Origin of the sequence: Maritimibacter dapengensis (genome assembly GCF_019218265.1) — a bacterium.
In the GTDB taxonomy this organism is placed as follows: Bacteria; Pseudomonadota; Alphaproteobacteria; order Rhodobacterales; family Rhodobacteraceae; genus Maritimibacter; species Maritimibacter dapengensis.
Map to the genome: position 1 here is coordinate 1083650 of NZ_JAHUZE010000001.1, position 13166 is coordinate 1096815.

At 63.5% G+C, this 13166-nt stretch carries 14 protein-coding genes; 2 read left to right on the forward strand and 12 right to left on the reverse strand.

What is annotated here, in order from left to right:
- Window positions 1-36 precede the first annotated feature (36 nt).
- From KJP28_RS05460 to purB, 4 genes are all read right to left on the reverse strand, one after another.
- On the reverse strand, window positions 37-570 hold the full coding sequence (locus KJP28_RS05460) for a hypothetical protein (protein ID WP_336245305.1): 534 nt from the start codon (window positions 568-570) through the stop codon (window positions 37-39).
- Complete coding sequence (locus KJP28_RS05465; RefSeq protein ID WP_218391356.1) at window positions 567-728, reverse strand: adenylosuccinate lyase; 162 nt, start codon at window positions 726-728, stop codon at window positions 567-569. Before KJP28_RS05465 ends, KJP28_RS05460 begins: the two co-directional genes overlap by 4 nt.
- 93 nt (window positions 729-821) lie before the next feature.
- Complete coding sequence (locus tag KJP28_RS05470) at window positions 822-980, reverse strand: hypothetical protein (RefSeq protein WP_218391357.1); 159 nt, start codon at window positions 978-980, stop codon at window positions 822-824.
- 78 nt (window positions 981-1058) lie between these two features.
- Entirely contained in the window at window positions 1059-2366 is a 1308-nt protein-coding gene (gene purB / locus KJP28_RS05475; RefSeq protein ID WP_218391358.1) for an adenylosuccinate lyase, read from the reverse strand.
- 78 nt (window positions 2367-2444) lie between these two features.
- Here purB and KJP28_RS05480 point away from each other — a divergent pair, with 78 nt between their 5' ends.
- Both KJP28_RS05480 and KJP28_RS05485 read left to right on the forward strand, forming a co-directional pair.
- Window positions 2445-2849 carry a DUF6314 family protein gene (locus tag KJP28_RS05480; protein WP_218391359.1) on the forward strand — a complete coding sequence of 135 codons (405 nt, stop codon included), beginning with the start codon at window positions 2445-2447 and terminating at the stop codon, window positions 2847-2849.
- A 107-nt stretch (window positions 2850-2956) separates the two neighbouring features.
- Entirely contained in the window at window positions 2957-3550 is a 594-nt protein-coding gene (locus KJP28_RS05485; protein WP_218391361.1) for a biotin transporter BioY, read from the forward strand.
- Window positions 3551-3640: 90 nt separating this feature from the next.
- Here KJP28_RS05485 and KJP28_RS05490 read toward each other — a convergent pair whose 3' ends face one another.
- The 8 genes from KJP28_RS05490 to KJP28_RS05525 form a co-directional block, all read right to left on the reverse strand.
- Complete coding sequence (locus KJP28_RS05490) at window positions 3641-5146, reverse strand: replicative DNA helicase (RefSeq protein ID WP_218391363.1); 1506 nt, start codon at window positions 5144-5146, stop codon at window positions 3641-3643.
- A 204-nt stretch (window positions 5147-5350) separates the two neighbouring features.
- Window positions 5351-6031: an orotate phosphoribosyltransferase gene (locus KJP28_RS05495; protein ID WP_218391365.1), complete on the reverse strand. Its 681-nt coding sequence runs from the start codon at window positions 6029-6031 to the stop codon at window positions 5351-5353.
- Between the two features lie 12 nt (window positions 6032-6043).
- Window positions 6044-7081: a dihydroorotase gene (pyrC, locus tag KJP28_RS05500; RefSeq protein ID WP_218391368.1), complete on the reverse strand. Its 1038-nt coding sequence runs from the start codon at window positions 7079-7081 to the stop codon at window positions 6044-6046.
- 65 nt (window positions 7082-7146) lie between these two features.
- Window positions 7147-8193 carry a glycosyltransferase family 2 protein gene (locus KJP28_RS05505; RefSeq protein ID WP_218391709.1) on the reverse strand — a complete coding sequence of 349 codons (1047 nt, stop codon included), beginning with the start codon at window positions 8191-8193 and terminating at the stop codon, window positions 7147-7149.
- Window positions 8193-8942 carry an FkbM family methyltransferase gene (locus tag KJP28_RS05510; protein ID WP_255552181.1) on the reverse strand — a complete coding sequence of 250 codons (750 nt, stop codon included), beginning with the start codon at window positions 8940-8942 and terminating at the stop codon, window positions 8193-8195. The genes KJP28_RS05505 and KJP28_RS05510 overlap by 1 nt, the downstream gene beginning before the upstream one ends.
- A 38-nt stretch (window positions 8943-8980) precedes the next feature.
- On the reverse strand, window positions 8981-11323 hold the full coding sequence (locus KJP28_RS05515; RefSeq protein ID WP_218391379.1) for a glycosyltransferase family 2 protein: 2343 nt from the start codon (window positions 11321-11323) through the stop codon (window positions 8981-8983).
- Entirely contained in the window at window positions 11323-12009 is a 687-nt protein-coding gene (locus KJP28_RS05520) for a sulfotransferase (protein WP_218391380.1), read from the reverse strand. Before KJP28_RS05520 ends, KJP28_RS05515 begins: the two co-directional genes overlap by 1 nt.
- Window positions 12006-13028 (reverse strand): glycosyltransferase family 2 protein, encoded by a 1023-nt coding sequence (locus KJP28_RS05525; RefSeq protein WP_218391381.1) that lies wholly within the window; start codon window positions 13026-13028, stop codon window positions 12006-12008. Before KJP28_RS05525 ends, KJP28_RS05520 begins: the two co-directional genes overlap by 4 nt.
- Window positions 13029-13166 lie beyond the last annotated feature (138 nt).

The window sequence follows — 13166 nt, forward strand, 5'->3', positions numbered from 1 at the left end:
GCTCAAATTGCAGCTTTTTTCCGGCCCGCGCCACTGTCAGTAAGTCGTCGTCGAACCTGTGAGAATCGCGGTCTCGAGCGCTTCGGCGGGCCATCCGCCTTCGCCACCACGCGCACGGATTTCAACCAATTGGTCAAAGGCCTCTTCGATCCGGCCCTGCTCGACAAAGCCTTGGCCCATGTACGAACGCGCGAGCAGGTTGTCGGGATTGGCGGACAGCGCGGCTTGGTAAAAGGTCTCGGCACCTTCCATGTCACCCATGCCGCGTGCGACGAACCCTTTGTAGGTCAGGACACGGGCGTCCTGTTGGTCGGACATGGCCGCAAGCACGTGCAGCGTGTCACTGAGCCGCCCGGCATAGGCGAGCTCCCGCGCGGCTTCGTAAAGCTCATCGTCCGTGAGGCTGCTTTCCTTGGGCGCCACGCATTTTCCGGCGTCTTCATCCCAGACCAGGCCGTCTTCACAAGACGAGGTTTCGGTCGGTTTGGGCGGGGCGTCCGTTTCCGTCCCAACAGCAAGCGCCAGTTGGGGCAGGGCCACGGCCGTTGCCAGCGCGATCAGGTGCCTCACGCGCCGACGTCTTTCGTCTCGACGCAGGTCGAGCTGTCGGCGTCGAAGGTGTAGCCGTCCTTGCACGACATGGAAGCGGTGTCGTGGGACGGGCAAGCCATCGCAAGCGCGGGCAATATGGCGAGCGCCGCGGCTGTCAGAAGGGTCTTGGCGTTCATCGTGATCGTCTCCCTGTTGGACTTGTTTGACGTCACGGTAGCACGATTCCCCTCCTCAATCGTTCACACGACCGAGAGTGTGCGAAACGTCGCCTAGCTCGACACGACAACGCAGGTCTTGGTCTTTTCGTCGTAGGTCGTGCCGTCCTTGCAATTCGCGTGGGCGCGTTCGCAGGACGTGCTCTCCTGCGCCAGTGCCGCGACGGGGGCCAAGGCGAGTGCGGCGGACGCGATGAGGGTCTTGAGGATCATGGCTGAACTCTCCGTGCTGGTTTCGCGAACCCTAACACGGAGAAGCGCCAGCGCGACTTCACGCTGGCGCGAGCGGGGTCAGGCGTCGCCGAAGACCCGCTTGAAGATCGTGTCGACATGCTTGGTGTGGTAATCCATGTCGAACTTGGCGCGGATGCCGTCTTCGCCGAGCGCCGCCACGACCTCGGGGTCGTTCAGCAGCAGTTCCTGAAAATCGAGCCGCTCCTCCCAGACCTTGAGCGCGTTGCGCTGGACCATGGAATAGGCGTCCTCGCGGCTGACACCGGCTTGGGTCAGCGCCAGAAGCACGCGCTGCGACATCACCAGACCCGGGAATTTGTTCATGTTTTCAAGCATATTCTCGGGATAGATGATCATCTTGTCCACTACGCCGGCCAGACGATTGAGCGCGAAGTCGAGCGTCACGGTGGCATCGGGACCGATTCCGCGCTCGACGGAGGAGTGCGAGATGTCGCGCTCATGCCAGAGCGCCACGTTCTCCATCGCCGGGATCACGGTCATGCGCACGAGCCGCGCGAGACCCGTGAGGTTCTCGGTCAGAACCGGGTTTTTCTTGTGCGGCATCGCCGACGAGCCCTTCTGCCCCATCGAGAAGAATTCGGCCCCTTCCAGCACCTCGGTGCGCTGCATGTGGCGAATCTCGATCGCGACGTTTTCAATCGACGAGGCGATGACGCCGAGCGTGGCGAAGAACATGGCGTGGCGGTCACGCGGGATCACCTGGGTCGAGATCGGCTCGGGCTTGAGGCCCAGTTTCTCGCAGACATGCTCCTCGACTGCCGGGTCAATGTTGGCGAAGGTGCCGACCGCACCGGAAATCGCGCCGGTGGCGACCTCTTCCCGTGCCGCTTTCAGGCGGGCAAGGTTGCGGTCGAACTCGGCATAGAAACGTGCGAAGGTCAGGCCCATCGTGGTCGGCTCGGCATGGATGCCATGGCTGCGACCGACGCGGACGGTCATCTTGTGCTCCACCGCGCGCTTTTTCAGCGCGGCGAGCACCTTTTCCACGTCCGCGATCAGGATGTCCGCAGCGCGCGCGAGTTGCACGTTCAGGCAGGTGTCGAGCACGTCCGACGATGTCATGCCCTGATGGACGAAGCGCGCCTCGTCGGACCCCACGTGCTCGGCCAGATGGGTGAGGAACGCGATCACATCATGTTTCGTCACCGCTTCGATCTCGTCGATGCGGGCGACGTCGAACTCCACATCCCTGGCTTTCCAGACCGCTTCGGCGTTCTCGCGCGGGATCACGCCCAGATCGGCTTGCGCGTCGCAGGCATGGGCCTCGATCTCATACCAGATCTTGAACTTGGTGGCGGGTTCCCAGATGTCGGTCATCTCTTTGCGGGCATAGCGCGGGATCATGGGCGGCGGGCCTTTCGGTTTGTGACGTGATCGCGCGCGTCATAGACTGAACCGCGCAGGGGAACAAGCGAGGGCATATTGCGGCGATTGGGCGATTTCGAAGGGCGTTGGCGGGTCGCGCGGCGGATCGACGATTGGGCGTTGGGCCGGTCGGGCACGTTCGAGGGCACCGTCCTGTTTTCCCCGCGTGAGGACGGGCTGCTCTATCACGAGGCGGGCGAGCTTCAGATGGAGGGCGCGCCGGTCATGGCGGCGACGCGCGATTACCTTTGGCGCGAGCGGGACGATGGCATCGACGTTTATTTTGACGATGGCCGGTTTTTTCATCGCGTCGGACCCACCGCGGCGCATTGGTGCGATCCGGACCAATACGACGTGTCCTATGATTTCACGCTCTGGCCGGACTGGGCGAGCGTCTGGGACGTCAGGGGGCCGCGCAAGAATTACCGGATGGAGAGCGCCTACACCCGGATTTCACCCTGAGAAACGCACGGGATCGGTGAGGGCGCTAACAACGCGACGGCTTGCGCAACAGGTCTGCCTGCGGCAATAAGACCGGGATGAACATGAAATTCTCAATGGGGGACCCCATGGCAATCACGATGAACGACAAGGTGCTGAGCGAAGCTTTCGGCCCGACCGAAGGAACCGCGAAAATCGCGAAGGACGTGGCGCTGGTCATCGCCGGTATCGCGCTGATGACGCTCGCTGCGAAGATCCGCGTGCCGATGTGGCCGGTGCCGATCACCATGCAGACCTTCGGGGCGCTGACCGTCGGGGCCGTGTTGGGTGCGCGGCTCGGGCTTTTCGCGCTGGTCGGCTACCTTGCGCTCGGGATGCTGGGGCTTCAGGTTTTCACCGGTGACAGCGCGGGCCTTGCCTACATGGCCGGGCCGACCGCGGGCTACCTCGTGGGCTTCGTGGCCGCCGCCGGCGTGATGGGCGTCCTTGCCCGCCGTGGCTGGGACCGGTCGTTCGCGCATATGGCCGGTGCCATGCTGATCGGCAACGCCGTGATCTATCTCTTCGGGATGCCGTGGATGGCTTACCTCTTCCTTGCCGACAATGGCGCGGCCTGGGTGTTCCAGTATGGCATGGGCAACTTCCTCGTCGGCGACGCGCTCAAGCTGGTTCTGGCCGCGTTGGTCGTGCCGGGGCTGTGGAAGCTTCTCGGCTCCAAGTAAGCCGCTCACATCGCAGAAAAACCGAAAGGCGCGAAGCGGGGCTTCGCGCCTTTTTTCGTGTCTCTAGTCGCCGGACGTGCAGGTGCGAGGTCAGTAGCCTTCGCCGCCCTGTTGCTGCCAGGGCTGGACGAGGTTGCCGAAGCGGGTGAAACGGCCCTCGAAGCTGAGTTCGACGGTGCCGATGGGGCCGTGGCGCTGCTTGCCGATAATGACCTCGGCCTTGCCGTGAAGGCGCTCCATCCGTTCCTGCCATTCCGCCATTTCGTCGAGCTTGTCGTCGGACGGTTTCTCGCGTTCGGCGTAATATTCCTCGCGGAACACGAACATGACGACGTCCGCGTCCTGCTCGATCGAGCCCGATTCACGCAGGTCCGAGAGCTGGGGCCGCTTGTCGTCGCGGCTTTCGACCTGACGCGACAACTGCGAGAGGGCCACGACCGGAATATCGAGCTCCTTGGCGATGGCCTTGAGGCCCATCGAGATCTCGGCGATTTCGTTCACCCGGTTCTCGGCGGTGCCGCGCACGAGCTGAAGGTAGTCGACGAAAAGCGCGTCCAGCCCGTGCTGGCGCTTGAGCCGCCGCGCACGCGCGGCAAGCTGCGCGATGGGGAGAGCGGGGGTGTCGTCGATGAAGAGAGGGCAGCTTTCGAGCGCCTGCGCCGCATCGACGAAGCGGCGGAATTCGCCCTCGGTCATGTCGCCGCGCCGGATCTGCTCGGACGGAACCTCGGACGCTTCGGACAGGATACGGGCGGCGAGCTGTTCGGCGGACATTTCGAGCGAGAAGAACCCGACGACACCGCCATTCACCGCGCCCTCGGACCCGTCCTCGAGTTTGCCGCGCTTGTAGGCTTTGGCGATGTTGAAGGCGATGTTGGTGGCGAGCGAGGTTTTCCCCATGGAGGGGCGACCGGCGAGGATCAGGAGGTCGGAGCGATGCAGGCCGCCCAACTTCTTGTCCATGTCGGTCAGGCCGGTCGACACGCCTGCAAGTCCGCCGTCACGCTTGTAGGCGGCGTTGGCGACCGAGACGGCGTCGGTGACAGCCTGTAGGAAGCTTTGAAAACCCGTCGAGGACTTGCCGGTTTCGGCCAGCTTGTAGAGCGCCTGTTCGGCGGCGACGATCTGTTCGGTCGGCGGCTCTTCGGTGGTGAAGGTCTGCGCACGCCCGGTGATCTCACCACCCAGGCGGATCAGCTCACGCCGCTGGTGCATCTCGTAGATAAGCTGGGCGTAGTCGCGCGCCGCGAAGGACGAGATCGCGGCCCCCGCGAGACGGGCGAGGTATTGCGGACCACCGAGTTCCTTCAGCCCCTCGTCATCCTCCATGAACGCCTTGAGCGTCACCGGCGAGGCGAGCGCATTCTTTGAGATACGCTTCTCCGCATGGCCGTAGATGCGGCTGTGAACCGGCTCGTAAAAGTGCTCGGCCTTCACGATCTGCGAGACGCGTTCGTAGACGTCGTTGTTCGTCAGGATCGCGCCGAGAAGCTGTTGTTCGGCTTCGATGTTGTGCGGCATGACATCGGCGAACGCGCCGGAGGATTCATCGCCGCCACCGTCACCCCCGCCGGGGATCTGCGAAAATTCGTTCATATCGACTCCCAGATGCCTGTTCGGGGCGGCTCGTCGGCACCCCGCATGTGCTCGTCTGTTTTTGTGTTTGCCGGGTGTAGCGAACGTGCAGGGACGGGTGCAATCTTGATATCTTTGTGGATAACCCAAGCCATACCACATGGTGTGGGCAAATCACAGCGTACTACGACATTTCGCTAAGTGAGGCGGTGAGTCGCCTGAAATTTATGTGCTTTTGTGGGCGTCCTGCCACGCTCTCGGGTCGTTCAGGAAGGTTTCGACCTCGGCCAGAGTCTCGGGCGAAAACGCGCCTTGCGCGCGGGCTTCGGCGAGCACATCCCACCATGTGCAGAGCGCGTGAAGCTGAACCCCATGATCGCCAAGGGTTTTCTCGGTTTCCGGGAAAATGCCGTAGTAGAAGATGACCGCCGTATGCCCACAGGTCGCCCCGGTTTCGCGAATCGCATCCACGAACGAGAGCTTCGATCCGCCGTCTGTCGTCAGGTCTTCGACCAGCAGAACGCGCTGACCTTCGGTCATGTCGCCTTCGATCCTCGCGTTGCGTCCGTAGCCCTTGGGTTTCTTTCGGACATAGGTCATGGGCAGCGCGAGACGCTCGGCCATGAGTGCGGCGAACGGAATGCCGGCGGTTTCGCCGCCCGCCACGTTGTCGAACGCTTCGAACCCCGCGTCGCGCATGACCGTGACCGCGAGGAAATCCATCAGCGTCGCGCGCATGCGCGGGTAGGAGATCAGCTTGCGGCAGTCGATATAAGTCGGGCTGGGCAAGCCGGAGGCGAGGGTGAACGGGTCCTCGGGGCGGAAATTCACCGCGCCGATTTCAAGGAGCATCCGGGCGGTGAGCCGCGCGATTTCGGTCTTGTCGGGGAAGGAGGTGGGGATCATGGCGGGCTCCAGTTAACTCACGGACCAATGGATCGGGCGGGCCGGGTCGAACACGGTGACGGTTTCGCCCCCGGCGGCAATGGTTTTGGGAATATCCACGCGTGCGCCTTTGGTCAGCGTCAGGGTCTCGTCACTGACCGGCAGGCGATAGAAGGCGGGGCCGTTGAGCGAGACGAAGGCCTCATATGTGTCGAGCGCATCTTGTTCATCGAACACCTCGGCAATGCAGGCCAGCGCGATCGGCGCGGTGAAGGCCCCGGCGGCGCAACATTCGGCTTCCTTGCGGTGGGTCGGGTGCGGTGCGCTGTCGGTGCCCAGAAAGACCCGGTCGAAGCCCGAGGTGGCGAGCGAAACGAGCGCGTCGCGGTGGTCACGCCTTTTGAGGATCGGCAGGCAGTAGTAATGCGGGCGCATCCCGCCGACGAGCATGTCGTTCCGGTCGAGCATCAGGTGCTGCACGGTGATCGTGGCGGCAAGGTCCGCGTCACCCGCACGGACGTAATCGGCGGCTTGCGCGGTGGTGATATGCTCCATCACGACGCGCAGGCCCGGTGTCTTTGTGCGGATCGGGTCGAGCACACGCTCGATGAACACGGCTTCTCGGTCGAAGATGTCGATCTCGGGGTCGGTCACTTCACCATGGACGCAGAGCGGCAGGCCGATCTCGGCCATGGTGTCCAGAACGCAGCGCACCCTGTCGAAATCGGTCACGCCGGAGGCGGAATTGGTGGTGGCCCCGGCGGGGTAGAGTTTGACCGCCGTCACCAGCCCGCTTTCGGCAGCCTTGCGCACGTCCTCGGGGTCGGTGTCTTCGGTCAGGTAGAGCGTCATCAGCGGCTCGAACGTCATGCCCTGGGGCAGAGCGGCCATGATGCGGGCGCGGTATGCGCTGGCATCGTCTCCGGTCACGACCGGGGGCACGAGGTTCGGCATGACGATGGCGCGGCCGAAATGGCGGGCGGTTTCTGGCAGGACGGCCTTCAGCATCGCGCCATCGCGCAGGTGCAGGTGCCAATCGTCGGGGCGGCGGATCGTAAGGCTCTGGGTCATCGGTTCGGGAAATAGCGTGGCGGGGCGGGGAGGGCTAGGGGGAATTGCCGTAGAACGCCGGAAGGCTATCGGTCCAGCTCCGCCGCCTTCTGCCCGTAGGCGATGAGGCGTTTGGCAGCCTCCAGCGAGAGGGGCCGGGCCGGGGGGCTCATGAGAAGCCGTCCGAACAGCGCCCGGTTCGGTTCCTCGAGCATCAGAGTCTCGAAACGTTGCCGCCGCCATTCCACCGCCGCCGCGTGCATCTCGGCCAGCGGCCCGTCGGCCATGAGCCGGTCCATCCACGGGTCGCGCAGGGCGTCGGATTGGCGGATCGAGGTGTCCTCCTCGGCGACCCAGTTTCGTTCGGTCCAGTAGTCCAGCCCCAGCGCGTCGCCTTCATGCACGGCTCGGCCCCGGTCACGCTTGAGGATATAGCTTTCCATCGCGCCAAGCGGGTAATGGTTGAGCTGCGCCAGCCCGTAATTGGGCCGACCATAGGGCGAGAAGATCACACCCTTTTGGAAGCGCACCCCCAGTTCGCGGCCTTCGCCGTCGAACCAGCGGGTTTTCTCGACCTTGCCCGACTTGGGCGCGCGGGGGCGGTGGACCCCGAGTTTTCCGTAGGCGCCATCGTTGCGATAAAGCGTCTTGAACATGCTGGCGCGCCACGGCCAATACAGGATTTCCGGCGCGGCATGGGTGAATTGCGAAGTCACCGGCGCGTCGCGGAACGCCACGACCCCGCCATTGCCAAAAAGCCGCCATGTCAGCGTGATCGCGTCTGCATCCGGCAAGGCGTCGAGCAGGGCGGGAAGGGTGTGATCGCCGATGTGGATGTTGACGAATTCGTCCACGTCGAGGGCGCAGAGCCAGTCGGCCTCGCGCACCGCCGGGTGTCTGTCGGCCAGCTTCAGCCCCGTGAACTGAATGCCGCCGTCATCGTAAGGGCCATCGTTGCGGATGTGGTGGACTGGTGCGATCTCGGCCAGCCGATCGAGCATCGCGTCCGTTCCGTCGTCGCAGTCGTTGGACAACACCACGAGGTCGGTGAACCCGACGCCAAGGTGGTGCGCCACCCATTCGATCAGAAAAGCGCCTTCGTTTCGGACCGTCAGGACGGCGGTTGAGCGCATCACCAGTCTTTCTTGAACACCACGACCTTGCGCTGGCTCGCTTTCGGGAAATAGGTGAGCCCGGCCCGGTGCATCGCGTCGAACACCCGGCGCGTGCCGGCTTCGCCGATCCACTGGGGGTGGATTTCGATCACCGCAAGGCGCAGGCCGGTCAGCTTCGCCTTGTCGAACAGGTCCGCCTCGGCGCCCTCGATGTCGCAGACCAGCACGTTCGGTTTGATCGCGGTCCAGACCGTATTGATGTTGTGCACCTCGATCTCATGCGTCGCGACGATGGGCGAGTCGATGGTCTTCGGGTTTTCTTCGAGCGACGAGGTCAGCATGTTCTCGCGCTGATAAAAAGTCGCGGTGCCTTTCTTGGGGCCGACGATGGCATGGTTCACGGTGACGTTCTTGATCCCGTTCAGCGCGTGGACCTCTTTCATGTAAGGGATGAGCGTCGGGTTCGGTTCATAGACGTGGACGTGATCGGCGCCGCAGCCCTTGGACATGATCGAGGACATGAAACCGATCCCGCCCCCGAGTTCGAGCACCGTGTCGCCCGGACGGACATGGGGCCGCACCGCTTCGGCCTCGGTCTTCTCGTAGTTTCGCCGCTTGAGCGCGCGTCGAATGCGCGGGTTGAGGACGTCTTCGTCGTCCGGAAACCTGATGCCCCGGCACTTGATGGTGTCGGCCTCGGCCATGTCAGCGCCGATCGGTGCCGGCGTCATGCGGACCTCTTCGGTCGGTTCTTGTGCAAGTCCCATGGTTCGCTCCTATCCGTCTTGCCTGTCGTTCTGCCTTTTCAACTTTCCATATCGAGCGCGAGGGCAAAGGCCACGCGCTCCATCTCGGTGAGCTTCGTGCTCAGGGCCTGATCGTAAAGCTCTTGAAATTCCGGTGTCTCGTGAAGCTCTGCGGCCTTCGCCTTGTGCCACGCGAACCCCGCCTCGTGGATCTCTCGCAGCGTGTCGTCCTCGAGCAGTCGCTCGATCTCGGCCCGGACACGCGGGATATTGCGTTTGATCGTCACGTCGCGGTTTCCGCCCCAATCCATGCGGACCCAGTAATTGATGCCGATGGACCGGTCGACGTGGAGCGCGCGGCCGCGTTGCCGTTTGATGAGAAAGCTCTCCGCCGACCGCAGCGCATAATGGTTCAGTTGCAGGAGGTCGTAGCCGATCGTCTTGAGGTCCGAGCGCCAGCCGTTTTCCTTGTACTTTTCGGTCATCACCTGACCCGAGCCGTTCACCCATTGCACCGCGTCCCGGTGCGCTTCATCCAGCTTGTTGGGCCGGTGGCAGGAGAATTTCTCATAGGCCCCGATGTTCTTCGTCATCGTCTTGAACCCCCAGGCGGTGTGGGGCTTCGGGCAGTATTTCGGGGCGGCATCGTCGAACTGGTCGATGACGAGGTCATCGGCGAGCTTGGTCACGCCATTGTGGCCGAAGAGCCGCCAGGTCATTGCGACATTGGTGGCGTCGGGCACGCGTTCGAAGAAATCGTCGAGCGTGCCGTTTCCGCAGCGCACGTTGATGAACTCGTCCACGTCGATATGAATCACCCAGTCGGCGTTCTGGATCACCGGCTCCTTCAACGCCTTGTTAAGCGCGTATTGCTGTGGCGAGTTGCCCTTCCACACCGTGTTGTCGCGGTGTTGAAGGATGCCAAGCTCTTGGAGCCGGTCGAGAAGCTCGGCGGTGCCGTCGGTGCAGTCGTTGGTGTAGATCAGGAAGTGATCGACGCCGATCATGCGGTGATAGGCGACCCATTCAAGGATATAGGGCGCTTCGTTCTTCATACATCCGACGATGACGTTGCCTGAGCGCCCGTCCGGCAGGTCGCGCATCGGTTCTTCTGTGAAGGCGGCGGCGATCTCTTCCTCGTTCACGCGGCCCAGCCGATTGTGCGGCGCGAAGCGGCCGGAACGCAGGTGATGGAAGTTTTCCTTCGCGCGAGGGGTAAAAAGCTCTTCCGCGACCGGCGTGAGTGCCCCATCGCCATCAGGACGCGCGCCGTTCGCGCGCGCCTTTGCGGCGTCTTCCTGCTGACGGCGATATTCGGCGGTGAACGCGTCGATCCGGGGGAGCGCAGCGGCGGCGTATTGCGTGGCGCGATAGCCCAGCGTGGGTTCGGCCTCGGCATATGGCAGGGCCGGGGGCGGCGCGGTGAGCGTCGTTTCGATTGCCGGGAACCGGTCGATCACCGGGGCGAGGCGGGGCGCGAAAAATGCGGAGAGGGCCGAGAGGCTTCCGGGGTCGAGCGGCGGACCCGGTTGCTCGATCTCGGTCATGAAGCGGCTCCACAATTGGCGCGGGATGATCCGACCCTTTTCCATGAGCTTGCCGAAAACGATATTGAGTTGCCGCGCACGGGCCAGCGTCTCGGACGAGGGTGCTGGTGTGCGTTCCCCGACATTGGCCTTGCCGATGTTCGCGTCGATCCCGAGCATGGCGATGACTTCGTCAGTCGCGCGCTCCGAGGCAAAAAGGTTGGGGTCGTGGGCCCGGAAGGTCACACTATCCGCGCCGAAGACGCCGGACCAGTTCTCGTGCAGTTCCGCGAGGTCGATCCAGTGGGGCGGCGCCTGCACTTCGGGAAAGTCGTGGGTGCCCGGTACGATCCGTGTCCAGCTTTTAAGCGAAGCCGCGCGCCAGCGGTCGGCCCCGATCAAGTCAAGCTCCTGGGTGAGATCGGCGCGGCGACCGACCAGGACCTGCTCGGTGAAATGTGCGAGCAACAGGCGGCTTGGCTCGTCGACATGGGCTACGACCTCGATCTGGTCCGAGAGCGTCAGGAGCAGGGCGCGCAGGCGCTGAATCTCTGTCGAGTTCGGCAGCGTGGCCAATTGGTGCGAGGACAGGACCAGCACATCGGGGGCATGACGCGTGACTTCGGCCATCAGGTCTTCGCGCACCCGTTTGGCGAGCGCGGCCTGCGCCGGATTCGGGCCGAAGCCGCGCGCGTGGCGAAGCGGGTCGACGTGACCCGGTTCGGTCACGGCCATGTAAAGCTTCGTGTGGTTCTTGCGCGCAAGCCCGGAGACCAGAATGCCTGCCTTGGCGAGTTGACCGCGCTTGTCGTCCATCACGCTTTGCAACCGTTCGGCACCGCAGCCTGGAAGCCCGATATGCAGGACAATCCGCATCAGGCTTTGCCCGTGTGTGCCGAGAAGTCGATGACCGGGTCTTCGCCGTCGGTGAAATCGTCGTCTGCATCTGCGGCCTTGTGGTTTTCGTTCACGTTGGCCTTGCCCCACCAGGGCAGGTCGACGCCGGTGAACGCCGCGATCTTGTTGCGCGCATCCGGGTCCGCGATGTCGAACTCAAGGAAATCGTCAGCACCGTCAAAGACATGGCGGCAAAAGGAGATGTGACCTTCGATCCAGCGCTCGATCTCTCCGGGAGACCCGCCGTGCCATTGCGGCAGGCCCGGCACGTGGTTTTCGGGAAGCCGCGTCTTGCCAAGGTTGGACCAGCGCCGAATGCTGTCGGCGTGTTTGGCGGGATCTCGGGCCGAGAGCAGAAATTTTGCGCCGGGATGCGTGCGTCGGATCGCGTCGATCAAGGCCCAGTCGGTCTGAGGCCAGAAGTTCCGCCCGCGCCGGACCACGGAAATCTCGGTGAAGGCATCGCAATGCGGCATGTATTGCAGCGGGTCGCCGGTCTCGAAATAACCCAGATACATTAGGCGCCCGACGAAGCCGCCCTTGCTCCCGTCCGGTTTGCGCATCATCCAGTCGGCGACGGTCAGACCGGCGGCGGCAAAGGCGGTGGCGAGCGTCGTGGTGCCCGATTTCGGAAGGCCGAGATTGACGATTTTCGGGACGGTCATGCGATGATCTCCATCAACGCCTGTTCGGCGGGGCTTTCCGATGGGGCGGCGCGAAGGCGGTTGGCAAGCGCGGCATAATCCGGGTCGGCACGAAGGGCTTCGATCCGGGCCCGGTGGGCGTCGACGGCGGCGGCGTGACACCGCGCGACGTGTGCATCGCTTAACAAGCGCGCCATCTCGTCGCGCAGGCGCGGAAGGTGCCGTTGGATCGAGCGATCCTCCCACGCCGCGTCGTTGCGTTCGCGCCAATACGTGTCGTCGAAGTCTCGGTGTTCGCGGTTCACGTCGCCCCGATCGTTTTTCACCAGATAGCTGTCGAGCGAGCGCAGGGCGTAATGGTTCAGCGTGGCGAAGTCGCGCGCGCCCTTGGCGGGGAACTTGCGCCTGCGGTTCTTGTTCGCGGCGACACGGAATTTCCACGGCACGTCACGGCCCGACCCGTCGGTCCATGCCGGTCGCTCGGCTTTCTTGATCCCGCCCTTCATGAAAGGACGGTGGGCGCCGAAATACTGCACCGGAAAATCCGCACGGGTGAGCGTTTTGACCTCCTGCGCAAGCTCGTCGCACCAGACGTCCGGGTTATGCGAGCGGTTGAATTGTTCGATCACCGGGCGGTCCTCGAAGTCCTCGACGCCGCCGTTGGCGAAGAACTGGAAGGTGACGGATATGGCGGCGGGGTTGCCGCAGGCCTCGATCAGCTCGGGGATCGTGCCGTCGCCAATGCGGATGTTCAGAAACTCGTCCGCATCGGCGATCCAGACCCAGTCCGCGCCGGTGACGAGAGGATGTCTGGCGGCGTGTTTGAGCGCCTCCATCTGGTAGTTCCGGCCCTCGGCGGGGTTGTCGAGATGGGTCACGACCCCCTGCGCCGCGAGCGCGTCGAGCAGGGCGTCTGTGCCGTCGGTGCAATCGTTTGAATAGAACAGGAAATCCGTCACGCCGATCAGCCGGTTGAACGCGATCCATTCGATCAGGAATGGGCCTTCGTTCTTCACACAGGTCACGGCTGTGATGCGCATCACCGCACCCCGCCAATGGATTTGCGAGGAGTCTCCATGTCGTCCGCCTGCTCGTTCGTGCCGGATTTGCCCGGTCTAGTGCATGTTCATTGCTGCTAGATGTTTCAAAAACCGCGTTAAACGTCAACTTTTTAGAGA

Bases quoted from the DNA above. Each gene is read 5' to 3' on its own strand.
- KJP28_RS05465 (WP_218391356.1), bottom strand. From the start codon at position 728: ATGAACGCCAAGACCCTTCTGACAGCCGCGGCGCTCGCCATATTGCCC.
- KJP28_RS05470 (WP_218391357.1), bottom strand. From the start codon at position 980: ATGATCCTCAAGACCCTCATCGCGTCCGCCGCACTCGCCTTGGCCCCC.
- purB (WP_218391358.1), bottom strand. From the start codon at position 2,366: ATGATCCCGCGCTATGCCCGCAAAGAGATGACCGACATCTGGGAACCC.
- KJP28_RS05485 (WP_218391361.1), top strand. From the start codon at position 2,957: ATGGCAATCACGATGAACGACAAGGTGCTGAGCGAAGCTTTCGGCCCG.
- KJP28_RS05490 (WP_218391363.1), bottom strand. From the start codon at position 5,146: ATGAACGAATTTTCGCAGATCCCCGGCGGGGGTGACGGTGGCGGCGAT.
- KJP28_RS05495 (WP_218391365.1), bottom strand. From the start codon at position 6,031: ATGATCCCCACCTCCTTCCCCGACAAGACCGAAATCGCGCGGCTCACC.
- pyrC (WP_218391368.1), bottom strand. From the start codon at position 7,081: ATGACCCAGAGCCTTACGATCCGCCGCCCCGACGATTGGCACCTGCAC.
- KJP28_RS05505 (WP_218391709.1), bottom strand. From the start codon at position 8,193: ATGCGCTCAACCGCCGTCCTGACGGTCCGAAACGAAGGCGCTTTTCTG.
- KJP28_RS05510 (WP_255552181.1), bottom strand. From the start codon at position 8,942: ATGGGACTTGCACAAGAACCGACCGAAGAGGTCCGCATGACGCCGGCA.
- KJP28_RS05515 (WP_218391379.1), bottom strand. From the start codon at position 11,323: ATGCGGATTGTCCTGCATATCGGGCTTCCAGGCTGCGGTGCCGAACGG.
- KJP28_RS05520 (WP_218391380.1), bottom strand. From the start codon at position 12,009: ATGACCGTCCCGAAAATCGTCAATCTCGGCCTTCCGAAATCGGGCACC.
- KJP28_RS05525 (WP_218391381.1), bottom strand. From the start codon at position 13,028: ATGCGCATCACAGCCGTGACCTGTGTGAAGAACGAAGGCCCATTCCTG.